Here is a 24847-nt window from a genome sequence, read left to right as displayed (position 1 = left end):
CCCTTTGCTGTTATCTTACGCAAATTTGCAGAAATCGTTTCATTTTCAAATAAAATTTAATCGAATCCTCCCGAACTGTGCCAACGTTCACTCCGTCACCTTGACGTCATCCATCCGTGCAGTACTGGAATGCATCCGCAGGCCAATCTTCCCTCCGGCCGGCTGCGCCGCCGTATCGGTCCACTGGATCAGCTGGTTACCTCCGGCAGATGCTGTAATCGTACTGCCGCTGACCGTCACCTTCAGCTCAGTCCACTGGCCGGGCGTAACGGCAAAGCTGGCGCTGCTGACCATCGTGAGCGTTCCGGCTGTTTTTTTGAACAGCTCTGCCTTGTCGCCGGAATCGTTCAGCCGGAACAAGTAATAATTGGAAGCATTCGCATACCGGAACAGCAGTCCCGCGTTGGCGAAGGTATTCATCAGCTTAACTTTGGCCGAATACGTGTACTCCCTCCAGGAGGCGTCGCCCGTATAGGCAAGCGCTTCTCCTGTCCCGGAGTTCTGTGATAGAGCCTTCGTACCGTCATCCTCTATACTCCAGACCCCGCCGGAAGTCGTCCATCCGCTGGAATTGCCATCCTCAAAATCATCCTGAAACAGCGTAACCGGAGGTGTTATCGTACCCTGGAATTCAAAAGCTCCGATATCCGGCACGCCGTTATACAGCGTATTTCCGAAATAGTCCTGTCCTCCGTTATCGGCAACTACCACCCCTGTATTAAGCAGCGGAGAGGTCAGAGCCAGCTTATAGCCGTCTGCTGAATGGAGGCCGGTGGCTGTTCCGGGACTTACGAATCCGGGATTGCCGGTGATTTTATGGGGATCGTTCGGAACACTTGAATTCAGCCCGTAGAAGCTGTTGTGATCATACGTCATTCTCGGGCTGTTCGTGTACTGGCCGCTGGCCCCATTATAAAAGATATTGTTCGTGTAATAGGCCATTCCTGTGTTGCTCGCATGGGTCAGCGCCTTATTCTGCGTGCCCGAACGGTAGATGATGTTGTTGTAGACATAGAGATTACCGCCGCCGTTCACCAGATGGAACACCCCGTTCGCATCCTTGTCGTTCTGGCTGATATTGTAGCGAAAAATATTATTGTTCGTGTTGTTCATGACCAGCAGCGTGCCGCCTTCGTTGTTATAGCTGAAATTGTACTGGTAGATGCTGTCGTGCACCTCGATATCGAAGTCCCACGGCTGACCGTCTCCGCCCAGCATCCGGGTATCGGAGGCCTCGTTGTACTGGAAAATAGCACCCTTCGTATAATAAGCCCACTGCGCCGCAACAACAGTGATATCCTCCAGGTAATTGACGATGGATGTATTCACCTCGCAGGCTTCACCGATGGACTTCGTCTTATTGTATTCGATCAGCGGCGAGGCGCTGGCTCTGACCAGGATGCCGTCCCGGTGGATCTTCTCCACCACATTGCCGCGGATCACCACACCCCGGAAGGCGTCGAACTTATGCGTCCAGGCACTGTTGAAAAAAGCATCCGTCATCGTCTGAATCCCTGTATCCGCCACGTTGATCACGGTGTTATTCTCGATCAGAATATCTTCCCAGGTACTCTCCGGTGCGGTATTGGCACCTCGCGCATGGAAGTTGATGCCGCCTGTGCGGCGGTCTGTGCCGAAGATATCGTGGATGTCGAGATTCCGGATATAAATATGCCGGAAGTTCCCCGCACCTGCTCCATCCCCCACCACCAGCACGCCGTTCCTCCGCATATCCGTGGGCTGCTGTCCGCTTGTAATCTCCAGATTATTAATCTCCCAATACGAGACATTGCGCAGCCGGACACCGAAGCCTTCTCCGCCCACAGCGGTGTTGCCGAAATGAATCAGCGGCTTGGCTCCGCTCCCGTAGCGGTCAACTGTAATCGGATTCCCCTTAGAACCTGAGCCCTTAAGATCAAGATACTGGTCATTCCATACACTGCCCGCCTTAAGCAGAATCCGGTCTCCCGGGCTGAAGGTCACGCTGTTCACTTGGCCCAGCGTTTTCCAGGCTGCAGCTTCACTGGTGCCGGAATTGCTGTCGCTACCCTGGGCAGAATCGACGTAATATGTGTTGCCTGCCGCCTCTGCAACAGGACCCGATAAGCCGGATAGGAGACTGAATAGTAAAAATGCAATCATGCCCAGCAGGGTCAACCTGCGCGGCCTGCCTTGCCTTGAATTATGTTTCACATGGTTACTTGTCATTCTAATCACTCTCCCGCAATTAGTTATAACGCTGTGATCGCCTCACCCAGCCAGGCTCCCTGCCCGACCAGCCCGTGCTGAAGCGCGGTGATATCTACCTTCCGGCTCAAGCTGTCCGTTCCGGCGGCCATCGCCGCCGCCATTCCTGCCGCCTGCCCCATAGCGAAGCAGTTGGGCATCACACGCAGCGAGCCTTGCACCACACGGTCCGAGGAGGCTGCCCGCCCTGCCACCCATACATTCTCCAGGCCAACCGGCAGCATACAGCGGTAGGGAACACCGTGGGACTTACCGGGCGGCAGATGGTGAATATGCATCGCCCCGCTGCTGCGCGCCATATGGATATCAATGAAATAGCTGTTACGGGCAATATCATCCGGGAAGGAGGCCATATTCATGAAATCCTCCTGGGTCAGAACGTAGTCGCCGATAATGCGCCGCGTCTCGCGGATGCCGATCTGCTCACCGGTAGACACCAGATGGGCCTGTTCAAATCCGGGCACATACGCCCGGAAGAATTCCAGTTGGCGGCGAACCAGCTTACGCCCCTCTATGGCTCCCCGGGTCAGGTCCTCGGCTCTTACGCCGTCAATACCAAACACATGGCCGAAATTCACACCGACCAGATAGTCGGCAACCCAGGACAGCCCCGAGACGGAGTCCCGGCCCTGCGGCAGCTTCCCGTCCGCTTGCGCCCGCTGTACGGCTGCATGAATCTGATCCGTGTCACCGCTTTCATTCCGGTATTGCTCAAAACGCCTGCGGTCCACATTGGCCAGCAGGTAACACATGGTCGCGGCTTGAAGCTCGCCCGCTTCCCCGCCTTTGTGGAACGGCGCACCCGCCAAGGCGGCCAGATCGGCATCGCCGGTCGTATCAATGACCGTTCTGGCCCGGATGAGACTCCGGCCGGACTTGTTGACGATCACTACACCGTCAATTCTGCCTCCGTCCCCATCCATAACCGTCTGGCTGGCGATGGTATGGAGCAGCACCTCAGCTCCGCTCTCCGCAACAGCCTCGTCATACACGCGCTTCAGCACCTCCGGGTCGATAGGCACCCAATCCAGCTCGGCTCCGAAGCGTTCGCGGAATTCCGGCTCACATTCCGCCTTCATCCGCTCCAGCAGTTCAAGGCCGATGCCGCGCACCACAGCCTTCTCCCCGTCGCTGTAAGGGCAGAAGGCCGGAACCAGAGCAACGGTACCCATGCCGCCCAGGAAGCCGCGCTGCTCAATCAGCAGGGTCTGCGCTCCGCTCCGGGCCGCCGATATCGCCGCCGCCACCCCGGCAGGCCCGCCGCCCGCAACGAGCACATCCACCTCATGGGAGACGGCAATGTCCTCTGCAGGCAATGTAAATACAGTTCTATTCATCGTTCTTCCTCCTTGAAGCTATACTTAGACTCCTCACCATTATAGTGAGGGGGAGGCTTCTATAGCGTGCAGACTGATTGCCTGTTCCGGTGGACAGTTTTGACTTTCATGGCTTGGCGTCATCCGTGGATGGCTCTCTGCCGTCCTCTTCCGGCGGCACAGCCTTGAATTCACTGGGATTTCGGCCGCTGTATTTCTTGAAGACCTTGGAGAAATACGCCCGGTCGGAGAAGCCGAGCGTGTAGGCCACATTCTCCACGGTCTCATGCGGGCGTGCGAGCATCGTGATCGCCATGTTCATTTTGTACTGATTGACGTAGTCGGTGAAATTAACGCCGGACAGCTTCTTGAAATAACGGGAGAAGTAGCTGGCGTTCAGATGCAGATGCTCCGCCATATCGGTTGAGGTCACCATCTGGTCCACATGCTCCTCCAGGAACTGGTCGACGGCCTGAAGCCGGATGTCCTTCGCTTCTGCGGCAGCCGGAGCCAGCGTATGCTGCCTCCACAGATTCCTCAGCTCCCGCTTGGTCAAGCCCGCCGCCTCCCGGATATGAACCGTCTGCTCCAGCTGCGTGAAGAACTCCTCCTCGGCCAGCCCCCCGGCCTCAAAGGCCAGCTGCCGCACAAAATTGCCGCAGGCCTCCTTCACCAGCCGGGGCAGCAGCCGCTCCGCGGCTGCCTGCTGTGTCCACTGGTTCACCGCCAGATCAATCCAGGCGGCCTGCCCCTCCTCCAGCGACAGCGACAGCATCCCGCGTTCCTTCTCTCCGCGCCATTCAGCGGTCTGCCCGAAATCCGCCTGTTCATCAAGGGCAGCAATAGGCGTAACCGCCTTATAGAAGTTATACTCGCGGCTTTCCATGAGCGTCTTATACAGCGAGTCGAAGTTGCGCAAATGTACGGAAGCCCCGCAATAGAACCCCCGCAGGGTAATCTTCAGATACTGCTCCACCTTGTCCATTACCGCTTGCATGAAGGCAGTCAGCGTATTCTCCGCAATCCCGGGGTCCGCTACATTCCACACCAGATAGAGGTCGGCCTCCCTGCTCATGATGGGTGTAATGGAAGGCTCTCCGGCAGACAGCTCCAGCGCGATATTGTTCACGGCAAAATGAATCAGCGGAATGTCCTTGTACCGGTAACGTTCCGTTACCGAAACGGCATCCATGTGAAGAAAGCCATGGCGCAGATAAGGCTGCTTCCAGGAGATGCCCAGGCGTTCACCGAACTCCAGGGTATTCTCCTGGTCTGCCGCACCGGACAACAGCTGTTTCAGGAAGCTCTGCTTCAGCACTTCCTTATTGCGCTCAATCGCCTGGCGGAAGGAGTAGCGCTCCAGCAGCTCCTCCCGGCTTTTGAAGCGGCTCATCGCTTTGCCCAGACTGTCCTTAAGCTGCTCGGGCGATAGTTCATCCTTAATCAGATAATCATCCGCCTCCAATTGGATGGCCCGCTTCGAGTAATGGAAGTCCTCATAGCAGGTCAGGAAGATCAGCCGCACCTCCGGCTTGGTGATCCGGAAGGCAGCCGCAAGCTCCAGCCCGTCCATGCCCGGCAGACCGATGTCGATAATAACGAGATCGGGCAATACATCATGGAACTGCTCCAGCGCATCCTCACTGCTGTAAGCCGAAGCTACAAGCTGCAGGTCCAGCCCCAGAGACCCAAGCAGATATTCTACATACTCCAGCATCGGGACATCATCATCTATCAGCATCAGGGTCATCAAGGGGAACCGCCTCCTTCTCACTGGTTATAGGGATATATAGGGTAAACGTCATGCCTTCCTCTGTGCCTGCCTGCGCGCTCAACCGCGCACGGTATCCGTACAATACCTCCAGCCGGCGTGCCGTGTTCACCAGCCCGACCCCTTTTTCCGGCCACAGCGCCGTGTCTTCACTGCCTTGCAGACGCCGGTTCAGGCGCTGGAGCTTATCCTCCGGCATCCCCCGGCCATTATCGCTGATGCTGATCTTCAGCAGATCCTGTTCCATCTCTGCTTCGAGCCGGATCGCCGGATTCTGCGGACGGGCCGAGAAGCCGTGGCTGATGGCATTCTCGACAATGGGCTGCAGCAGCAGCCTCGGCAGCATCACCGCTCCAGCCTCCCCGTCCAGCACGCATTCAAAAGCAATATCCAAACGGTTGCGGATCTGCATCACCTGCACGTAGCTGCCAAGCACCTTGCACTCTTCCGCCAGCTCCAGCGGCTTGTCCACATGGACATACACGCGCAGCAGCTTCATCAGTGCATCAATCATGGCGCCGTGCGGCTCATCCCCGCTTAGCAGCAGATCCACCTTGATCGAATTGAGCGTATTGAGCAGGAAATGGGGCCGGATCTGCGCCGCCAGCGCCTGAAGCTCCAGCAGCCTTTTCTCCTCCTGCTCACTCTCGACCTGCTGCAGAAGCTGATTCATATCGTCCAGCATCTGATTAAAAGCGGCAGACAGCACCGCCACCTCATCCTTCCCCCGGACTGGTATCCGCACTGCGCGGTTGCCGCCGACATACTGCTTGACGCTGGTCCGCAGCAGGCTGATCGGCTTGTTCATATATCCGGCCCACAGCATCGACAGGATCAGAAATGCCAGGAAGAACAGACCGACCACCGATATCGAGACCAGAAATTCGCGGTTGATATGACTATCGATAGAATCGCGGGGCGTCTTGCTGGTGAGCAGCCAGCCTACCTTGGGGATGCGGACCTCACTAATCAGCAGCGAGCCTTCGTTGTCATTATCTGCTTCACCCGTGACCGCGATGCTTCTCCCCTTCTGGTCCGCCAGCGAGAGCCTGCTCTCCGGATTGCCCGTATCCAGCAGATTGCGGAAATAATGACTCGGAATGCCCACATACAGCGTCGCCAGCTTGTTCTGGTTCAGCGGGTCGGTAATGAAGCGTACCGCATAATAATAATCCGGTGCAGCGGGGGTGCCGCCGTCGGGGAACCATTGCAGCGATATTTTTTCCTGCTCATTCAGCCTGCCGCTCTCCTGCAGAAGACGCTCCGGCAATGCCGAGAAGACCGGGATCTCCTGGTTGCCGATCAGAATCCGGTTCTCCCGGTTGACCAGCATAATCTGCAGATCGGCATCCAGCGACTGCACGGACAGGATATTGGCCGTAGTCTTGAGTTTATTGTAGTGGGTATACACTCCGTAGTTCCCGAAGTTCCCGGTGTTTTTGAGATAACGCAGACTTTCCAGCACGGCCGGATCATACGCCTCAGAGAAATAAACCGAGACAAACGAGATGCTGTCTACGGTTTTCTCTATTTGACTTCCGATCACCTTCAGGGTCTCCTCATTGGAACGGGCGATCTTATCACTCACATTCTCTCTCACGGAGGTGTACGACCAGAAGGTAACGACAATAAAAGGCAGCAGGATCAGGATCAGGAACGTGAACTGCAGCCGGCGATGGAAAGAAAAACGGCTTACCCATTTCATAAGCATTCCACCTTGTACTGTAGTATAAAAGATTCATTCGTCCCTATTATAATCCATAATCTCTGCTGCCTTATGCTTCATTCGTTATTTCTGGTTGGCCTGAACTACCTTTTCCACCTCGGCTGTCATCTCACCCTTGATCTCCTCGAAGCTGCGGTTATCCAGGATGTAGCTGGCGAAGCCGTTCTCCACAATCGCTTTCAGCTCACTGCCGTAAGGCACGCTGAAGGTATCGGGCATTTTAAGGTTAGGATCGAACAGTGTTTTGGATAAGGAGGCGGTATCGATCAGGTCTGTATTTTCACCGAAAAATCCGTTAATCAGCTCTGCTCCGTCCACGCCCTTGAAGGCCGGAATTTCCTTGGTGAACTTATAGGCTTCCTTGGACATCCAGCGGATGAAGTCATAAGAGGCTTCCTTGTTCACTGATTTCGCACCCATGGCCAGCCCGCCGCCGGAGATATTCGTCATGCCCAGCTCCTTGCTGTCCACGGAGCGCGGCAGCGGTGCGTACATGCTCTGGAACTCATGCGGGAATTTCTCCAGATTCAGCGCCGCTCTGACTGCATAGCTTGGCACAGCCAGCATACTGGCATTTCCGGCAAAAAACTGCTGCAGCACATGATAGTTCGAGGCCAGTACATCGGCATACGGCTCAACACTCTTGTCTTCCTTCTCCATCACGCGGCGGAGATTGAAGAAGTACTCGAAGGACGGATCATCAAAAATCGGCTTCAGATCTGCACTCAGCTGCGGATGCGGCTTCTCGGTGTAAGCGATAACGTTCGGATATTCTCCCCACGTGTGGAAGTACGTTCCGAAGTGTTCGGGTGTCGTCAGCTTTTTGGCATAATCACGGAAATCATCCCAGGTCCAGCCCATCTCAGGCAGGGACAGCCCTGCGGCTTCCAGATGATCCTTATTGAAGACGGTCAGCCACTGCGTCGAGCTTGGCAGAATGCCGTATACCTTATCCTCCAGCTTCAGCAGCTTGGAATATTCATCCTCGGGTTTGATGCTCTCCTGTTCAAAAAAGGAGTTAAGCGGTTCCACAACACCGCGTGAGGCACGCTCTAGCAGTTCATCCTCATTCCCGGTCATGAACACATCGACCACTTCTCCGCCGGCTACAAGAATATCCAGCTTCTTCATGAAATCGGTGCTGTCGCTGTTCTGAACCAGGGATTCGTATTCAACCTCTACTTTATCCTGAGCTGCGTTATAGGCCTGCACGGCCTGGAAGATCGGCTCTTCCGGCTTATCCGCCTTGAACGTGTAGAATTTGATCTTCGCTTTGCCTGCGGGCTGGGCTGTGCTGCTGCCTCCGGCAGCCGGATCAGCCGAGGCCGGTGCGTCGGTTGCCGCTGATGAGTTGCCTCCATTCCCGCCGCACGCGGTGACGGAGAGCATGAGGAGCATACTGGCTAGCATTAACGGTAGTTTTTTCAAAGCAATTCCCCCTTGATTTGTGGTCTGCAGGCTCATTATACAATCTAAGCTCCGCGCACACCGTGTACAGCTATGCGGTGTACGCGTACACTTTTTTGACCTTTATCCTTTAACCCCGCCGATGGCAATTCCGTCGATGACCTGCTTTTGCAGCGCCAGGAAGAGCACCAGCAGCGGCAGGATCGCCGCCACGGAAGCCATCATCATGACGGAGATTTGCGTGCCGAATTCCTCCTTGAAGAACTGCATCCCGAGCGGAATGGTGTACAGCTTGGTCGAATTCAGCATGATCAGCGGCCCCTGGTAATCATTCCAGGTCCAGATGAACTTGATAATCCCTACGGTAGCCAGAATCGGCCGGCTCAGCGGCAGCGCTACACTCCAGAAGATCCGGAAGAACCCGGCACCGTCCAGCTCGGCAGCTTCCAGCATATCATTATGAATGCCGATCATGAACTGGCGCAGCAGGAAGGTGAAGTAGCTGGAGAACATCCCCATCAGGATGAGCGCTGCATGGGAGTCGTAGAGTCCCAGCTCCTTAATCATAATATAGCGCGGAACCAGTGTCGCCTGCTCCGGGATCATCATGAAGGCCAGCATCAGGGTAAAGACCACGGTTCTGCCCTTGAAATCAAGCTTGGCGAGCGCATACCCGGCCATAGCCGAGATTACAATGGTCGCCAGGGTGGAGATCAGGGCGATTTTGAGCGAGTTCATATAGAACAATCCAAACGCCACATCGCCCATCCACACCGCCTTGAAGTTGGCGACCAGATTCCAGTCGGTGGGAATCCACTGAATCGGGAAGGTCCAGACCTCCTTCTCCGTCTTGGAGGCGGCGGACAGCATCCACACCAGCGGCATCAGGAAGAATACCGAGAGCAGGGCGAACAGGGCCGTAAAGATCAGATTGCCGGTCTTTAATTTTCTCTTTGTCATTGCCTTTCGTTCCTTTCGCCGTGGACTAATAATGGACTTTGCGGTTCTGCGTCATCCAGGTAATCGAGGTGACCAGCATGATGATGAGGAACAGCACCCAGGACATCGCCGAGGCATAGCCCATTTTGAAGCGCTCGAAGCCTTCCTCATAAATCTGGTACACGATAACCGTACTCGAATAGTTGGGACCGCCGTTCGTCAGGAACTTGATCATGTCGAATATTTTGAAGGAGGAAATCGTGCTGGTAATCGCCAGGAAAAAAGTGGTCGGACCCAGCAGCGGCAGCGTAATCCGCCGGAACTGTCCGATCCCGCTGGCCCCGTCAATGGTAGCCGCCTCATACAGCTCCTCTGGAATATTCGTCATCCCTGCCAGGAAAATAATAATCTGATACCCCAGCAGCTGCCAGACATAGATGATCATAATGGCAATCAGCGAGAAGCTGGTATCGACCAGCCAGCGCGGCGGCTCAGATAACCCGATCTGCATCAGAATCTGGTTGATCGGCCCTTTGGACGGGTGATAGAGCGCCTGCCAGACGGCGGCAATCGCTACCGTGGAGCAGATATAGGGTACGAAAAAAGCCACTTTGAAAAAGGTCTTGGCATACAGCTTCTTATGGATCAGCGCCGAGAGCACTACTCCGAGCAGCATGGTAACGGGCACTGTGCCCACTGTAAACAGCACATTGTTCTTCAGGGCCAGCAGAAAGCGGTTATCCTTGAACAGCTCGACGAAGTTATCCAGGCCGACAAAGTTGATTGCCGACAAGCCTCCGACCAGATTCCATTCTGTCAGGCTGAGGAACAGGCTGAACAAGAGCGGGAACACCGCGATTACGAGCATTCCGATGACTTCTGGAGCAATGAACAGCCATCCGGCGAGCTGCTCCCGTCTTTTGCGCGTCCAGTAGGTTCCGGCAGATGGCTTAGCGGTCTTGCGGGTAACGGCAGATTGACTCATTCCATTCTCTCCCCTGCAGTTTCAGCTTGGTTGTCCGGCAGATAGCCGCCCTCTTCCCGCAGCCTAGTGCGAAGATGAGCGACATTAACGGCATGTACGTTGCCGCCGTTCTGAGCGGCAGCCAGAGCCGCAGCCAGCCCGGCGGCTTCGCCCATCGCCAGGCAGACCGGCATGACCCGGACACTGCCCAGCACTCTGCGGTCGCAGGAGATGGAACGCCCGGCGACCAGAACGTTGCGGAGTCCGCGCGGCGTAAGGCAGCGGTACGGAATGCCGTGCGATTCGCCCGGCCCGTAGAGCGTGATGGCCAGACTTGATCCATCCCCGCTCTGCTGCTCCTTCTGCGTGCCGTGTACATCAATGAAGTAGCTGTTACGGCAGATCTCATCGCTGAAGCTTCTGCGTGAGATGTAATCCTCCGCCGTCAGAACGTAATCACCGGTAATCCGCCGGGATTCCCGCGTTCCGATCAGCGTGCCTGTACTCATGACCACCGCGTTGCCGAAGGCCGCGGGGTGGACAGCGGCAAGCATGTCCCGGTAGGCGGCTGCCATCTTGCGTCCCTCTACCAGCGCCCCGGATACGGAGAAGGGATTGGTGTTATCGACTCCCCATAGATGCCCGGCGTTGAAGCCTACGGCACGCGGAGCTACCATGTTGTTGCACAGATGCGTATCCGGAATGCCCGGGTATTCTCCGGACCGGACCACCTCATGGATCGGACTGTGCGGGTTATCTGCATGCAGCTTTGGCCCGTTCAAATAAGCATACTCATCTACATTGCCGAGGATGAAGCAATGGGTGGCAGGCTGAAGCTCGCCGGTCTCCTCGTCCCCCATCTGGTACTCGGCTCCCGCCCAGGCAGCGACATCGCCATCCCCTGTGCAATCGACATAGACAGCTGCGCGGAAGGCTTGCAGTCCGCCTTTGTTCAAGAGGAGGAGGGTGGTGATGTTGCCTTGGTCGTCTCTGTCCACATCCGCAAGCGCGGTCAGGAACAGGATATGTGCACCCGACTCCGTTACGAGATCGTCATAGACCTGCTTCAGCTTCTCCGGTTCGATCGGCACCCAGTCCATGGCATCCTCCTGCACATGCGGCATTTGCGCCTTTAAGGTATTGAACACCTTGGCCGCGAGACCACGGTAGACCATCTTCTCTTTATCCGAGAACGGGCACCAGGCCGGTACCAGGCCGGAGGTTCCCATTCCGCCCAGGCTCCCGGTCGCCTCGACCAGCAGCGTCCGCGCCCCTTCTCTTGCCGCAGCGGCTGCGGCTGTGCAGCCTGCCGGTCCGCCTCCGACTACGATGACGTCGTAGGAGGAATTCAGCGGGATTTGTTTACTTCTCAGCGTATACGTATCTTGCCCCATCTCGCCCTCGCTTTCCCGGCAGACGCTCCTTTTGTCCCGGAAGCCGTCCGCCGCTCTTCTATACGCTAATTTTAGCAATAGACCTTGGCGAGTACGGTATAGCTTTCATACGCCTTGATGTGTATTATTTTGACCCCGAACACGCGCAAGCACTCTATGCTTGTCACAATACAGATGCCGGGAGACGTTATATAGGCATCAGTAGATAATGCACACAGAGGAGCGAATGAACATTGAACATCAACAAATCCAGGACGCTTGTAAAAATAATGGCCATAACCGCATTGTCAGCCACGCTGGGATTTACAATGATAGGCGGAGAATTAGCCCGGCCAGTTCATGCTGCATCAGCCAGTAATGCTGCAAATGTTAGCAGTGTTTTCAAAATTAGCGACAGTCCGACGTTGAAGGGTGTATTGCAGACAGGATTATCCAGCACACTTAATCAGGCAGTTACCAATGATGGCGTAACGCTGACCTTAACTGACCTTATCTATGACGGCAATGAACTGGTGATGGGCATCCGGCAGGAAGGCAGTACTGTGAAGACAGATAAAACATTCCTGGATCTCGACAAGCTGAACATTTCCGCAAACGGGAAAAAAATGTATTACAATACGTCCGTTAGCAGTATGCCAAGTGACCCGAACGCCGTCTTGATCGGACTGACAAAAGGAGCCATCAAGCAGCAGATTCCGGATTCATTCGAGCTGACGGTGAAGGCTTATGTCAACGAAGTCAAAGAGCCGTTCATCTTCACCGCCCCTGTTACCAAGATTGCCGGTCTCCTAAGCCTCACACCGGGCACTACCAAGAAGAGCGGTACATTCAGCTACACCGTCACCTCCTTCAAGATGACACCCTTAACGATGCAGCTTCAGTTAAGCTATAAAGGGGATTTCCCGGCTCCAGTCCAAAAACCGGGCAGGCTGTTGTATGACCTTGCAGATGAAAAAGGGAACGTGTTCTTAGGAGTTAACAATGGCGGATTTCCTGCGAAGCCAGGGAAGGAAGAACTGGGCTACCGCTCTTTCGTAACGGTCCCCCAATCCATAACGGTGAAACCCTATGTCTATAAATTGAATGCGAAAGGCCAGTTATTCAGAGACAACACGGGCAAGCTGGCGAAGCATTATTTCAAGGATTTGGAGATGAGGATCTATCAGCGTTGAGGTAAGCGAACGGTACACGAAAGAAACCTTCCCTCAAAAGCCGGAGGTACCCCTCCGCCGCTTATGAAGAAAGATTTCTTGGTATGCATTATTGTATTGGCACATTGGAGAGTATTGCCCCCAGGATGAGTCCTGTCTCCAGCGCCATATCCTCAAAATCAGCCGCAGGCAGCGGATTCTTGCCTGCACCCAGCTCGACCGTGAAGCCCGGCTTACGGAAGCGCTGGATGAACCAGTCCTTGTAGCCGGCGTCGCTGCCGGTCAGCTCCACCGCCCGGTAGCCGCTGGCCGCCGCAAGCTTAGCTGCCCACTGCTTACTCTCCGGCGGCTCATAGCCCCGGTAGTTCCAGTAGATCTCTGCCCCCTGGCTGTGCAGGGACACAGCGGCGTCGCCCGGAATCCGCTCGGCCAGCGCCGCCAGTGCCACAGCCTCCGGCTCACTAAGCGGCGCACTCCCGCTGTAATCACGCGGGGCCGGGCCGGGAACCTGCCGCCGGTCGCGCTCCTCTTCCCAGTGCGCGGGGAACTGGTCCCCGAGATCCACGCCGCGGATGTTGGCCTTCCAGTGCCGGAAGCTGCGCCTGCCGCAGTTCCACTTCATAAGCTCCTCATAGAAGGGATGGTCCTTCATCGCCCCTTCCTGCACCAGCTCGACACCGTCTGGATTTGCCATTGGTACGGCCCAGAGCGTCCAGTCCCGGTGCCAGTCCGCAGGCCGGTGGCCGTGCCAGTCCGTGCCTGAAGCGAACGCGGCTGCATATTCTTCGAGGAACCGCATCAAGCACGGCGCGGTCAGCCATTCGTTGGCATGCAGCGCGGCATTCACATGGAGCTGGCGCGGGCCGCTGCCGATCCGCAGCAGGCGGAGCGGCTTGCCCAGCACGCTGTGGCCTATAATTTCGCTGCTGACACAAGAATAACGCTCTGCAAGTCCGGCAGCATCCGCCTCCAGCTCTGCCGGCCCGTATTCCCCGCGCAGATAAACCTCTGCCTTGCGGGCTGCGGCCGGAAGCACCAGCACCTTGCCCGGCAGGCAGCTGCGCCCCGAGCTTACACCGGGATTCAGCATCTCCAGCTCCTCTACGCCCACACCGAACAAGGCCGCAATGCTGTATACATCGTCCCCCCTCTGCACGGCATAACGCTTGCGCGGTGCAGACGGCAGTTGCAGCACCTGCCCCGGATATAGATAAGGCTGGCTTCCAGCCCATGGATTCCCCTGTATGACATGCTCCGGTGTCAATCCGTGTCTTGCGGCTATACGGCTTACGGTATCTCCCCTGCGGGCAATATATTGCTGCATATGTCTCATCCTCCCGGCCCTCTGGTGCCGCCGTCCCTGTGCATCTTACGCGAAGATATGCGGGACACAGCCCTCAAGCCTAGTATATGAGCAGCAGCGACGGGTCATGAGGAATTGCGTCAAGCGGAAACGACTTTGCCGTTCTTAAAAATGACTGCGTAGCCGTTACTACTTAAGCTCGGAGCACGGCGGATATTTTTAGTTGGAATTTTTACATCTAATTTAGCACTTAAGATACAATTATAAGAAATAGTTGGAAAAACAACACTTACTCCGTCCAAGTTCAACGAAATCCATAGGATTCGGAGGATTAACCATTTCAGCAAAAGGAATTGCCTTTTTTCCAACTACACCCGCTCTATCTTCTCAGAAGCTTAAAATGGCAAGAGAGCAGCGATCCTCCTGTTACTGGAAGATCGCTGCTCTGTGCTGTCGGTCATATGCGGCTTGCTGTAAAGCGGTAGCCTCCGCCTTGGTCGCAGGATTGTCACCGCTGAGGGTTTGTCCCTATTCAATTCACCGCTCTAAATCTTACGTGCTACATAGAGGATACTTGCCATACGACAGGTGTCCGGCTGATCTGTTCGCCCAGCCAGTCCCGGGCAATCCGCTGGAAGATCTCTGCATCTCCGCTGCAGAAGAACTGGTGAATCGGACTCTCATCCCCGCGCGCCAGCTGGCCTTTATCATAGAGAATGGTGCTGATCTCCCGTGCCGTCTCATCCGCCGAACTGATCAGCTTGACGCCGGGTCCCATCACCTTGCTGATTGGCTCCATCAGGAACGGATAATGTGTGCAGCCCAGAATCAGCGTGTCGATCGGCTCGTATTTGATACCGTTCAGCGACTCTGCCACGGCGAGGTGACTCTCCTCCGAGCGGAACAAGCCCTGCTCCACATAGGGAACCAGTGCCGGACAGGCCTGGCTGACCACCTGTACAAAAGGGGACAGCTGCTTCAGCGCCGCCGTATAGGCACCGCTTGTAATCGTACCGACGGTACCGATCACACCGACCTGACCGCTCTTGGACGCGCTAATAGCAGCGCGGGCACCGGGGTGAATCACACCGATCACAGGAATGGCTACCTTGCTGGAGATATAATCAAGAGCTGCCGCAGTTGCCGTGTTGCAAGCAATGACGATCATTTTAGGATTGAATTGAATTAAATAGTCCACGATTTGTTCGGTGAACAGTTTCACTTCCTCAGTTGAACGGGGTCCGTACGGGGCTCTCGCCGTATCGCCGAAATAGATGATTTTCTCCCTCGGGAGCTGTCGCATCACTTCCTTGACAACGGTCAATCCTCCCACTCCTGAGTCTAATATAGCTATGGCTTGCTGCACGAACACACCGCATCCTTTAACTCGTTTTGTGTAGCTTATGTAAGGCTGGAATAATGTGTACCAGAAATTCAGCCCCAATTGCAGATAATACCCCATTTGCCGGTTCAGTTCAAGTAGGGAGCTAGCGGAGCCACAATACGGACCCATCCGAAGCCTGCCGTAACACGCAAAAGCCGCCTCCCGCCAGTGCAGCGGAAAACGGCTCCATACCTTTTACATCAAGCTTAGGACAGCTTCCCTGCCGTCTTGCCGTCCTCGATAGCTTCAGCTACAGCAGCATCTGTACCAGTCACAGCTTCGATTTCAGCCTCCACCACTGCCGCTTCCTCAGCAGCCTCATATGCAGCCACCTCATCGCGTACGGCTTCCACTGCATCGGTAACTTCCACAGCCTGCTCCGCAATGCCACTTATGGTAGCCACATCTGCTTCTTCCACCGCATCCTTGACGGATTTGCTCCATTCCTTGACTTCGCTTACCACTGTGACTACTGCTTCTTTGGCCTTACCGTAGATCTCTGTAGTCTTCTCGCCAGCCTGGCCGGCAATCACCTGAACCTTATCCACCGCTTCCGTTGTACCTTCGGCAATATCCTTGCGCAGCTCCTTACCCGGCTTAGGGGCGAACAGCAGCGCTGTCACCGATCCTACAATACTTCCGGCAAGTACGCCCCAGAGCAAGCCTTTGTTATCTTTTTTCATCATCAATCTCTCCTTTGGATTCTATTGTGCCTCTGCCCGGCCACCCGGGCGATCGCCTATTTCTGCTATATCATAAGCATAGAGAGGATGTCCTGTGACTGCTCAGCCCTTGATTTCGGAAGTTTTCTGCTTGGGATTCGGCGTGATTGCATACCGGCAGCATTGGCCGCCCTCCGCCATACACTCGCTGCGGGTCACCTTCGCCTCCAGCAGCTCCTCGAACAAATGCTGCTCACACTCACAAGCCTTGCGGTATTCCGCTGCCACCTGGCGGATCGGACAGTTATATTCCCGCAGCGTATATGAACCGTCTTCTTCCTTGCTCCACTCCGCCATGTAGCCCCCGGCATTCTGAATCGTTGACAGCTCGGCAACCCGCTCCTCCAGCTCACGGCTCTCCGTCACCTTACTGTACTGGGCAAGCATCCGCCGCTTGCGGCCTTCAAACAGCATATTGACCGCATCCACCCCGCTCCCGTGATCCAGCTCCCGCAGCAGCTCCAGCGCCAGATTGTGATAGCTTTTGGGAAAATGATCCTCCGCCCGCTCAGTAAGCGAATATACATGCATCGGACGTCCCATCGCCTGGCGCACGACCTTGGTCCTTACAAGCGACTCCTGCTCCAGCTGAAGCACATGGCGGCGGACACCCATCTCGGTAATGCCCAGCTCTTCCGCCAGAGCGCCAATGGTCAGCGGCCCCCTCTTCTTCAGCAGGGTCATAATCATCCGCCGGGTTGAACCGCTCTCCTGACTCTTCTTCGCCATAAAGGACCTCCTTTCTGTCTATATGCACACGGCTCCGGCTTCAGCTAGCCCGTGACCCCGCTGCCCAGCTCCTGATCCAGATACCTGCGCACCTCGCAGGCGAACTTCTCCAGAATATCCGGCAGCGTCAGAGTCATGGGGTGCAGCTTCTTACGTTCCCACACAAAATAATCTTGAACCAGCGGCTTGCGCAAGGCTACAAGTGAAGTCAGATCCTCGTAGATCCCGCTGTCTCCCAGCACCTTTTCCTCATGAATAATAGATATAATATCCTCGTAGCTTCCGGCATCACGCATAATGAACCCGTCAATCAGACAGCTGCCCACATCCGTCACGACTTCAACGGCCAGATGTAGACACCGTTCCTGCACCAGACCCAGCAGCGTACTGCCGTCCCAGGAAGAAGCTGCATGTGCTAGACCTCGCTTAAGATCAGGAATCTGTTCAAGTATAACTTCTATTTGCTTCCGGTTGACATAATACACAGCTGACCCTCCACCCTGCGGTATTTATTGACCTTCCCTAACATGAACTGCCGTTATTTCCCCCGCCTGCCCCGGCGCTTCAGCCAGAACACCATCACGACACATGCCGCCATAAAAACAATCAAATACGTCAAAGCTTCCATCGGATACTCAAGCTCGCGCATTCCGCTCACCGCTTTCCGTGATTAATGGGTTCCAGCCTTGCAAGTACTTGCAGTCTCAGATCTCGTAATCGACCGCTATTGACAGCTCCTTGACCTCGTTGATATAGGCAATGACTTCCTTGTGGGCCGGATGCACCTGATACGCCTGCAAATCCTCCATCGAGGCAACAACCGTGACCAGGGCGATATCGAACGAACGCTCCGAGTGAATCAGATCGGCCCCGACTTCAATGGACAGCAGCTGCGGAATTCTTCCTTCCATATTACGGAGGACTGCAACCGTCTCTGCGACCTTGTCCGGGGACCGGTCCTTTAATTTGAAGAAAACAATATGCTTGATCATCTATCCCGCTCCCAGCCTGATTAATGTGAAATGGATTACTCAAAATATATCATAAACCGCTGCATTACTGAAACAATCTTGGTTCATGACCAAAACAGGAGCTTTGCACTCTGGACGAATGCCGTAATGAAATGGTAAAGTCATAACAGTTAAACTAGATGATACGTCACTTCATTAAATCAGTACACCCGGAGGTATTATGGCTAAAAATCAGCAAGAAACACATAAAATTCAGGCCTGGTCTCTGATCAACCGCAAATATCTTGGACAAGGCGTACGGGTCAAAAGATTTCGCCGCCCCAAACGCAGCCAGATCCGCAACCGCGTTCTGCTGGCCATCCTGATGGCCAAGGACATGAAGCTCTCCCGGCTCGCAGAAGAGCTCTCCGTCTCCTCACGCAGCGTAAGCGCATGGGTCTATGAAGGACGCATTCCCTCCAGAACCAATCTGGACAAGGTCTGCCGCCATTTAGGCTATCCGCCCCATATCCTGTTCAATGAAGCTCTTCTGCGGCAAAGTCCGATTGTGTGCCAGCCGACCCCATCCCGTTTCATGAAAAGAACGCTCGCCCATTCACCGCAGCACAACGCGATTCTGACCGGACTCTGCATGGTTTATGATTTCTCTGTAACCGATGTCAGCATCTGGATCGGCGTCCATCCCGGTACCTTCCGCAAGTGGCTGCACCACTGCCATCTGCCTACCCTGGCTCTACAGGAGAAGGCCGAGAATTTCTTCCGCATTCCGCGGCATATCCTGTTCGCCGACTGCGAGCTGCATTAACTTCATTAATAGGAAGCCGCTGGATGCAGAGGGATCACGTACAGCATCAGGTTCACAGTAAGGTCCTTCTCGCCGCAGGGAGGGGCCATGTTGGCGTTTCTTAAGCAGAAGGCAGTTACCGTTTGAGCACAAGGATCGTTCTTAGTATGTATTGATGAGTCCCGCCCTGCGGGCTCTGTAGTGATTCGGTAAACGAACCTGTCTCCAGAATCTCTGTCCCGGCAAAATGCTCCCGCAAATCGGCATCGCTGAAGAAGTGGGCATATTTATTCTCTTTATATTCAAAAGTACCCGGCTCCAGCTCTCGTCCGCAGCCGTTATGGCGGTCTTCATCGGAGAAGCTGGTGAAGTAGAGCAGTCCTCCAGTTCTGACCTGACTGAGACTGGCCTCAATCAGCCTGCGGCGGTCCCCCGCGAGGAATAAATGCAGAACATCGTAGCAGTAAACGGCATCCACAGGCTGCCCCAGCTGCGGCTCCAGTGCCGAGCCTGCAATAAAGCTAGTTCCAGGGTCCCATGCTGCGCCAAGCTCAAGCGCTGGTTTACTTAATTCTATGCCGTATACTGTAAAATCAGCAGAGAATACCTTGGTATTCCGCCCATACCCGGCACCCGGAACGAGCACAGTGGATACTCCTGACTCCTGGAATTTTCGCTTCGCCCATGCTGCGGTCGTGCTTGGCTCACTCCCCCAGATCATCCCCTCCTGCGCAAATCTTTTACTCCAGTACCCGGTCATGCAGCTCCTTCTTTCTATGGTTCAGAATATGATCCTGCGCGGTCCTAAGATTAACTCCGCTTATTCCGCATGGCATTCAGCAGCTTCACTCCGGCTTCATCCTTGGTAGTGTAATAATCATACTTTGGAGACTCTTTGGCATAGAGTGCGATCTTCCCCTCAGCATCGTAATGGACACCCCAGCCGTATTTCTTGGGCAGCATGGAGGCCCGCAGGCACGGATGATTCTTCGAGAACAGCGCCGTCCAGATCTCCTCCCGGCGTGATTCATGCTCCGCTTCTGGAATTGCCTTGTGCCGCACATACACCTGGTATAGCAGTTCTTCATGGTTATAACGGTAAGGCGAGCCCGCCAGCAGATGATACTGGATGACATGAGCAGGCGGGAGCAGACGATCAGATACAGGGATGGTGCCGGTCTCCACTGGGCAATCTTCAGCAATCCGGATAAAAGTATCGGTATAGCTCATAGGTAAGCCTCCTTCAGTAGGACAATACTATTCTCCTATCATAATCCACTCTGCCCGATCCGGCAAAGTCTATGGACACAGCAAAACGGCTGTCTCCTGAAGCACAGAGAGATCAGCCGTCTTGCCGTTATAGCATCTATGAAGTTAACAGCCTACCAGCTGGACTTGGTAACGCCGGGAATTTGCCCCTTATGCGCCAGCTCCCGGAAGACGATCCGGGATATCTTGAATGTACTCAGATAGCCACGCGGTCTGCCCGACACGCTGCATCTGTTCTTTTGACGGGTGGCTGAGGAATCCCGGGGCAGCTTCTGCAGTGCCATCACATCGCCCGCCGCCTTCAGCTCTCTGCGCTTGTCAGCGTACTTCGCCACCAGCTCCTGCCGCTTCTGTTCCTTTACAACCTTTGATTTCTTGGCCACTATAGATCAGCTCCTTCGTTCTTATTCGTTCAACGCCTGGATTAGCGCTTCAAGATTCTGCCTCATCAGACTCAGGTAATCGAGATTCTGAGCAGCGTCTTCCTCTGTTAATCCTTCGATTGGATTCAGCACGGCGGTCTTGGCTCCTATTTCCTGGGCAATAGTATCGGCGACACTAGAGGAGACCAAGGTCTCGAAAAAGATCGTAGTCACCTTATTCGCCTTGGCGAACTCCACAATCTTGGCCATCTGTGCAGCAGACGGCTCCTGCTCCGGCGACAATCCGGCAATCGGCACCTGAGTCAAGCCATATTGCTGTGCCAGATAACCAAAGGCGGCATGCTGGGTAATAAAATCCTTACGCTTCGTGTTCTGAAGCCCGGCTCTGAAATCCTGATCCAGCTTCTCCAGCTTGGTTATATAAGCATCGCTGTTAGCATGGAAGGCGGCTGCATTTCCGGGAAAAGCTGCGGAGAGTGCTGCTTCAATGATGCGGACCTCCTTGATAGCCATCACCGGGTCCAGCCAGACATGCGGATCGAGACCGCCATGATCGTGGTCGTGGTCGTGATCGTGGTCATGGTCTGCTTCACCGGCAGCTGTATCATTATGGGAATGGTCGTGACCGCTTCCTTCAGCTGCGGATTCCTCATGCTGATGTTCATGATCGTGGTCTGCTTCAGCCGCAGCTTCCTCTTCATGGCTGTGTTCATGTTCATGTTCATGTTCGTGCTCTGTTCCTTCAATAATCTGGAGTCCTTTACTCGCCTCTATCGTAATCAGATCACTTCCGGCAGCACCGTCCACAATCTGCTGCGCCCAGCCCTCCATGCCTGCGCCATTATAGACAAGCACATCTGCATCCGAAATATCGGCCATATCCTTCGCAGTCGGTTCCCAGTCATGCGGCTCGACTCCGGGCGGGACCAGCACCTCCACATTGGCAAGGTCGCCGGTAATGCTTTTCGTGAATTCGTACATCGGGTAAAAGCTAACCTTAATATTCAATTTATCCGCTGCGGGTACAGATGAAGCTTCGGCCGCAGCCGATGGTGAAGCCCCCTGACTGCTGGTTGAAGCGGCTTTCGATGCAGTGTTGTTACCGCAGCCGGAGATCACCAGCATGGCGGTCAGGGACAAGGCGGCAAGCTGACGGATTCTGAATGTGGACTGTGCGGCCGAATTGGACTTTGCTATGGATTTGAATTTTATCATATGTTGTAAGACCCCTTTTCTTCATTAGTTTGTAGATGAATACTGGCTGCGGCTGCGCAGCCTGATCAGCTTCTGCACCGCAATGGCCAGCAGCAGAAATACCAGCAGAATGAGTGCAATCGTGCCTCCTGGAGGCGTATTGATATAGTAGGAAGCTGTAAGCCCGCTGAACACACCGGTCAGCCCCACGCTGACGGAGATTATGATAGCTGCCGTGAAGCCTGAGGCCATCCGCAGCGCGATGGAAGCGGGCAGCACAATCAGAGCGGATACGAGCAGCACTCCCACCACCGGCATGGCTGCGGCAACGGTCATGCCGGTTAGTACAGCGAACGAGAAGGACAAGCATCCGGTATGGACACCGCTGATAGCGGCGGTCTCTTCGTCGAAGGTCAGGCTGTACAGCGGGCGGCGCAGAATGATGAAGTAGAGTAGACCGGCTGCGGCCACCACGGCTATCAGCTTAAGCTGAGTATCACTTACAGCAACGATGGAGCCGAACAGATAAGAGCTGAAGCTCTTGGTCAAATTCTGCTTCAGGCTCATCAGCACGACGGCCAGCGCCAGGCCGGAGGTCATAATAATGGCTACCGGAAGCTCGCTGTATGTACGGTAAGAGCGGCGCAGCTGTTCAATGATCAATCCTCCTGCTACAGCTACAACGAAGCCGCTCAGAGCTGGATTCCATCCCAGCACGGAACCCAGTGCAACTCCGGCAAGGGAGACATGAGACAGCGTATCGGCCATCAGCACCTGCCTGCGCAGCATCAGGTAGACTCCCAGCAGTGGTCCGATCAGCCCGATCAGGCCTCCTGCCCAAAATGCGCGTTGCATGAATTCGTAACCAAGCATGTCCAACCCTCCTGCTCCTTGCGTTCCAGTGTAATCACGGTATCCAGATAGGAACTTGTCTCTTCCAGGCCGTGTGTAACCATAATGACAGTCCGGCCATGCCGGCTGACATAATGCCGCATCAGCTCATAGAATCCGGTGCGGCTGGCAGCATCCATCCCCGTTACCGGCTCATCCAGCACCAGCACCTGCGGCTGCTGGGCCAGCGCGCGGGCGATGCAGATCCGCTGCTTCTGCCCGCCGGACAGCTCGCCGATTCTCCGGTTACGGTACTCCCACATCTCCACCTGCCGCAGGCTGCTCTCTACGAGTGCCTCCTGCTCCTTAGTGAAGCGGCGGAACAACCCCAGCCTGGAATAACAGCCGGAACGGACCAGCTCAATCACCTTGCTCGGAAATCCGGCATTGAAGGAGGCTACCTGCTGCGGTACATAGCCGATTTCCAGCCTGCTCCCTCCGGTAATTTCCCGGTTCAGAGTAACCGTTCCGCTCCAAGGCTTCAGCAAGCCCAGCATCAGCTTCAGCAGCGTGGTCTTCGCTGCTCCGTTCGGTCCGGTAATCCCAATGAACTGTCCGGCCTCCAGATCCAGCGACAAGCGGTCAATGACCGGCTCATCCCCGTAACCAAACACCACATCCCTGATGGATGACAAAATCATCGTTCCTCCCCCTTTCTTTCTGCCCGCAGTGGCACTGCCACCACGCTCCCGTGCATGATTCTGTGCTCGATCCCGTGCTTGGTCCTACGGCTGCTGCCGTAGTTACTGCCGCGTCTTCTGTTTGACACTTGTTGGTTTGATCCAAGTATGTTCCACGGCACTAACTTAACTAAATTATTCTTATCTATTCGTAATACTTACGATTATGTTTCAACTTCATTGATATTATCGTAATCATTACGATTTGTAAACCCAAAACAACAAATTAATCGTAATCACACTGATTAACTTTACTCGATCCGAACCTGCGTGCGGCAAAACATCGAAATCCAAGCCATTCAGGCTGCATTCATTCGGCCTATGTGCACCTGCACCTAATCCCTAATCAGCACAAAGCCGGAATCCGCACAAAGGATTCCGGCTTTCCAGACTCTCATTTACAGAAGCCGCTATTCCTGTCCCGCAGCAAGCAGCTCCTCTACTTGCCAAGGAAGCGGGTTGTTGAATATCGTCCAGTCCTGCTTCATCTCCTCTGCGGTCAGCAGGCAGCGGTCCAAGCGGGCTTCGATATCCTCACGGTTCATCTGGACTCCGATGAAGACGATCTCATTCAGCCGGTCGCCCCACTGCTCGTCCCACTTCGCCAGCACATCCGGTTCCGCAGCCAGCACCTCCTGCTGCTGTTCCTCCGGTAGGGTAGCCAGCCAGTAACCGGCGGGACCGAACTGGATGGACGGCCCCGCCTGGCTGATGGTCGCTGCCAGATCACCGCTGGCTGCCAGCCAGACCAGTCCTTTTGCCCGGACGACCTCAGTGGGCCAGTTGCTGAAGAAGAAGCTCAGCCGCTGCGGGTGGAACGGTGCTCTCCGGCGGTAGACGAAGGAGGTAATGCCGTATTCCTCAGTCTCTGGTGTGTGCTCCTCCTTGGCAAGCTCAGCGATCCAGCCGGACGACTGGCTAGTCTGTTCGAAATCGAACCGCCGCGTATTCAGAATCTCGGATAGCTCCACTTGTGCATTTACCGTACGGATGATCTTCGCCCGCGGCTGAAGTCTGCGCAGAACCGCCTCCAGCCTGTTCAGCTCCTGCTCCTCCACCAGATCGCACTTGTTGAGCAGCAGCACATCACAGGTCTCGATCTGATCGATCAGCAGATCAACGATATCCCGGAAGTCGCCTTCGCCCGCCGTCATATTGCGGTCCAGCAGACTGTCGCCTGAGGCGAAATCATGCCAGAAGCGGTTGGCATCGACCACCGTCACCATCGTGTCCAGCCGGGCCAGCTCCGTCAGGTCGATATCCAGCTCCGGGTTCGGGTAAGTGAAGGTCTGGGCCACCGGGACCGGCTCGCTGATGCCGGAGGATTCGATCAGAATGTAATCGAAGCGCCCCTCCGAGGCGAGATGATTCACTTCGCGCAGCAGGTCATCGCGGAGGGTGCAGCAGATGCAGCCATTGGACATCTCCACCAGCTTCTCCTCTGTGCGGGAGAGGCTACTGCCGGATTTCACCAGATTCGCATCCACATTCACTTCACTCATATCATTGACGATAACGGCCACCTTCAGGCCCTCACGGTTATGCAGAATATGATTGAGCAGTGTCGTCTTGCCGGAACCAAGGTATCCGCTTAGCACCGTTACAGGAATTTTGTCCATAGT

General features: G+C 55.1%; 23 protein-coding genes. 2 read left to right on the top strand and 21 right to left on the bottom strand.

Annotated elements, in window-relative coordinates:
• Positions 1-87 precede the first annotated feature (87 nt).
• The 8 genes from ACFSX3_RS02745 to ACFSX3_RS02710 form a co-directional block, all read right to left on the bottom strand.
• On the bottom strand, positions 88-2208 hold the full coding sequence (locus ACFSX3_RS02745) for a family 16 glycoside hydrolase (protein ID WP_209991014.1): 2121 nt from the start codon (positions 2206-2208) through the stop codon (positions 88-90).
• A gap of 23 nt (positions 2209-2231) precedes the next feature.
• Positions 2232-3584 (bottom strand): FAD-dependent oxidoreductase, encoded by a 1353-nt coding sequence (locus ACFSX3_RS02740; protein ID WP_209991016.1) that lies wholly within the window; start codon positions 3582-3584, stop codon positions 2232-2234.
• Positions 3585-3690: 106 nt separating this feature from the next.
• Positions 3691-5313 (bottom strand): response regulator transcription factor, encoded by a 1623-nt coding sequence (locus ACFSX3_RS02735; RefSeq protein WP_379258850.1) that lies wholly within the window; start codon positions 5311-5313, stop codon positions 3691-3693.
• On the bottom strand, positions 5291-7039 hold the full coding sequence (locus tag ACFSX3_RS02730; protein ID WP_209991020.1) for a sensor histidine kinase: 1749 nt from the start codon (positions 7037-7039) through the stop codon (positions 5291-5293). The genes ACFSX3_RS02735 and ACFSX3_RS02730 overlap by 23 nt, the downstream gene beginning before the upstream one ends.
• A gap of 84 nt (positions 7040-7123) precedes the next feature.
• Positions 7124-8488 carry an ABC transporter substrate-binding protein gene (locus tag ACFSX3_RS02725; protein WP_209991022.1) on the bottom strand — a complete coding sequence of 455 codons (1365 nt, stop codon included), beginning with the start codon at positions 8486-8488 and terminating at the stop codon, positions 7124-7126.
• A 102-nt stretch (positions 8489-8590) separates the two neighbouring features.
• On the bottom strand, positions 8591-9427 hold the full coding sequence (locus ACFSX3_RS02720; RefSeq protein WP_209991025.1) for a carbohydrate ABC transporter permease: 837 nt from the start codon (positions 9425-9427) through the stop codon (positions 8591-8593).
• A gap of 25 nt (positions 9428-9452) precedes the next feature.
• A complete protein-coding gene (locus ACFSX3_RS02715; RefSeq protein WP_173137846.1) occupies positions 9453-10391 on the bottom strand; it encodes a carbohydrate ABC transporter permease in 939 nt (312 codons plus the stop codon).
• Positions 10388-11764 (bottom strand): FAD-dependent oxidoreductase, encoded by a 1377-nt coding sequence (locus ACFSX3_RS02710; RefSeq protein WP_209991223.1) that lies wholly within the window; start codon positions 11762-11764, stop codon positions 10388-10390. Before ACFSX3_RS02710 ends, ACFSX3_RS02715 begins: the two co-directional genes overlap by 4 nt.
• Before the next feature lie 233 nt (positions 11765-11997).
• On the opposite strand from ACFSX3_RS02710, the gene ACFSX3_RS02705 reads away from it, so the two are divergent.
• On the top strand, positions 11998-12936 hold the full coding sequence (locus ACFSX3_RS02705; RefSeq protein ID WP_209991027.1) for a DUF4179 domain-containing protein: 939 nt from the start codon (positions 11998-12000) through the stop codon (positions 12934-12936).
• An 88-nt stretch (positions 12937-13024) separates the two neighbouring features.
• Here the strand turns inward: ACFSX3_RS02705 and ACFSX3_RS02700 are convergent, their stop codons facing one another.
• From ACFSX3_RS02700 to ACFSX3_RS02675, 6 genes are all read right to left on the bottom strand, one after another.
• Positions 13025-14239, bottom strand: a complete 1215-nt coding sequence (locus ACFSX3_RS02700; RefSeq protein ID WP_209991029.1) for a M14 family zinc carboxypeptidase — start codon at positions 14237-14239, stop codon at positions 13025-13027.
• Between the two features lie 538 nt (positions 14240-14777).
• On the bottom strand, positions 14778-15584 hold the full coding sequence (racE, locus tag ACFSX3_RS02695; protein WP_339223969.1) for a glutamate racemase: 807 nt from the start codon (positions 15582-15584) through the stop codon (positions 14778-14780).
• A gap of 224 nt (positions 15585-15808) precedes the next feature.
• Positions 15809-16288 (bottom strand): YtxH domain-containing protein, encoded by a 480-nt coding sequence (locus ACFSX3_RS02690; protein ID WP_339223967.1) that lies wholly within the window; start codon positions 16286-16288, stop codon positions 15809-15811.
• A 99-nt stretch (positions 16289-16387) separates the two neighbouring features.
• The gene (locus tag ACFSX3_RS02685; RefSeq protein WP_209991033.1) at positions 16388-17053 is read right to left on the bottom strand and encodes a helix-turn-helix transcriptional regulator; all 666 of its coding nucleotides are present in this window, start codon (positions 17051-17053) and stop codon (positions 16388-16390) included.
• 44 nt (positions 17054-17097) lie between these two features.
• The gene (locus ACFSX3_RS02680; RefSeq protein WP_209991035.1) at positions 17098-17538 is read right to left on the bottom strand and encodes a DUF86 domain-containing protein; all 441 of its coding nucleotides are present in this window, start codon (positions 17536-17538) and stop codon (positions 17098-17100) included.
• 219 nt (positions 17539-17757) lie between these two features.
• A complete protein-coding gene (locus ACFSX3_RS02675; RefSeq protein ID WP_209991037.1) occupies positions 17758-18045 on the bottom strand; it encodes a Dabb family protein in 288 nt (95 codons plus the stop codon).
• A 199-nt stretch (positions 18046-18244) separates the two neighbouring features.
• Between ACFSX3_RS02675 and ACFSX3_RS02670 the strand changes: the two genes are divergently transcribed.
• Positions 18245-18829 carry a helix-turn-helix domain-containing protein gene (locus ACFSX3_RS02670; protein WP_036702276.1) on the top strand — a complete coding sequence of 195 codons (585 nt, stop codon included), beginning with the start codon at positions 18245-18247 and terminating at the stop codon, positions 18827-18829.
• 115 nt (positions 18830-18944) lie between these two features.
• Here ACFSX3_RS02670 and ACFSX3_RS02665 read toward each other — a convergent pair whose 3' ends face one another.
• The 7 genes from ACFSX3_RS02665 to ACFSX3_RS02635 form a co-directional block, all read right to left on the bottom strand.
• Entirely contained in the window at positions 18945-19568 is a 624-nt protein-coding gene (locus ACFSX3_RS02665; protein ID WP_209991039.1) for a class I SAM-dependent methyltransferase, read from the bottom strand.
• 50 nt (positions 19569-19618) lie between these two features.
• Positions 19619-20038, bottom strand: coding sequence for a DUF6157 family protein (locus ACFSX3_RS02660; RefSeq protein WP_209991041.1), 420 nt, complete (start codon positions 20036-20038; stop codon positions 19619-19621).
• Between the two features lie 152 nt (positions 20039-20190).
• Positions 20191-20460, bottom strand: a complete 270-nt coding sequence (gene rpsN, locus ACFSX3_RS02655; RefSeq protein WP_076078385.1) for a 30S ribosomal protein S14 — start codon at positions 20458-20460, stop codon at positions 20191-20193.
• A gap of 21 nt (positions 20461-20481) precedes the next feature.
• Entirely contained in the window at positions 20482-21675 is a 1194-nt protein-coding gene (locus ACFSX3_RS02650; RefSeq protein ID WP_209991043.1) for a metal ABC transporter substrate-binding protein, read from the bottom strand.
• A 24-nt stretch (positions 21676-21699) separates the two neighbouring features.
• Positions 21700-22533, bottom strand: a complete 834-nt coding sequence (locus ACFSX3_RS02645; protein WP_209991045.1) for a metal ABC transporter permease — start codon at positions 22531-22533, stop codon at positions 21700-21702.
• Positions 22479-23186, bottom strand: a complete 708-nt coding sequence (locus tag ACFSX3_RS02640) for a metal ABC transporter ATP-binding protein (RefSeq protein ID WP_209991047.1) — start codon at positions 23184-23186, stop codon at positions 22479-22481. The genes ACFSX3_RS02645 and ACFSX3_RS02640 overlap by 55 nt, the downstream gene beginning before the upstream one ends.
• Positions 23187-23635: 449 nt before the next feature.
• Complete coding sequence (locus ACFSX3_RS02635; RefSeq protein WP_209991049.1) at positions 23636-24844, bottom strand: GTP-binding protein; 1209 nt, start codon at positions 24842-24844, stop codon at positions 23636-23638.
• Positions 24845-24847 lie beyond the last annotated feature (3 nt).

This window comes from Paenibacillus rhizoplanae (assembly GCF_042684125.1).
Taxonomy (GTDB): domain Bacteria; phylum Bacillota; class Bacilli; order Paenibacillales; family Paenibacillaceae; genus Paenibacillus_AQ; species Paenibacillus_AQ rhizoplanae.
Note: the sequence above shows the minus strand (reverse complement) of the source record. Positions and strands in the feature narration are given on the sequence as shown.

Coding starts and splice junctions, on each gene's coding strand:
- ACFSX3_RS02660 (WP_209991041.1), bottom strand. CDS start 20,038: ATGAGCTATACCGATACTTTTATCCGGATTGCTGAAGATTGCCCAGTG.
- ACFSX3_RS02635 (WP_209991049.1), bottom strand. CDS start 24,844: ATGGACAAAATTCCTGTAACGGTGCTAAGCGGATACCTTGGTTCCGGC.
- ACFSX3_RS02730 (WP_209991020.1), bottom strand. CDS start 7,039: ATGAAATGGGTAAGCCGTTTTTCTTTCCATCGCCGGCTGCAGTTCACG.
- ACFSX3_RS02690 (WP_339223967.1), bottom strand. CDS start 16,288: ATGATGAAAAAAGATAACAAAGGCTTGCTCTGGGGCGTACTTGCCGGA.
- ACFSX3_RS02640 (WP_209991047.1), bottom strand. CDS start 23,186: ATGATTTTGTCATCCATCAGGGATGTGGTGTTTGGTTACGGGGATGAG.
- ACFSX3_RS02700 (WP_209991029.1), bottom strand. CDS start 14,239: ATGCAGCAATATATTGCCCGCAGGGGAGATACCGTAAGCCGTATAGCC.
- ACFSX3_RS02735 (WP_379258850.1), bottom strand. CDS start 5,313: ATGACCCTGATGCTGATAGATGATGATGTCCCGATGCTGGAGTATGTA.
- ACFSX3_RS02685 (WP_209991033.1), bottom strand. CDS start 17,053: ATGGCGAAGAAGAGTCAGGAGAGCGGTTCAACCCGGCGGATGATTATG.
- ACFSX3_RS02720 (WP_209991025.1), bottom strand. CDS start 9,427: ATGACAAAGAGAAAATTAAAGACCGGCAATCTGATCTTTACGGCCCTG.
- ACFSX3_RS02670 (WP_036702276.1), top strand. CDS start 18,245: ATGGCTAAAAATCAGCAAGAAACACATAAAATTCAGGCCTGGTCTCTG.
- ACFSX3_RS02665 (WP_209991039.1), bottom strand. CDS start 19,568: ATGACCGGGTACTGGAGTAAAAGATTTGCGCAGGAGGGGATGATCTGG.
- ACFSX3_RS02650 (WP_209991043.1), bottom strand. CDS start 21,675: ATGATAAAATTCAAATCCATAGCAAAGTCCAATTCGGCCGCACAGTCC.
- ACFSX3_RS02740 (WP_209991016.1), bottom strand. CDS start 3,584: ATGAATAGAACTGTATTTACATTGCCTGCAGAGGACATTGCCGTCTCC.
- ACFSX3_RS02745 (WP_209991014.1), bottom strand. CDS start 2,208: ATGACAAGTAACCATGTGAAACATAATTCAAGGCAAGGCAGGCCGCGC.
- ACFSX3_RS02715 (WP_173137846.1), bottom strand. CDS start 10,391: ATGAGTCAATCTGCCGTTACCCGCAAGACCGCTAAGCCATCTGCCGGA.
- ACFSX3_RS02710 (WP_209991223.1), bottom strand. CDS start 11,764: ATGGGGCAAGATACGTATACGCTGAGAAGTAAACAAATCCCGCTGAAT.
- ACFSX3_RS02675 (WP_209991037.1), bottom strand. CDS start 18,045: ATGATCAAGCATATTGTTTTCTTCAAATTAAAGGACCGGTCCCCGGAC.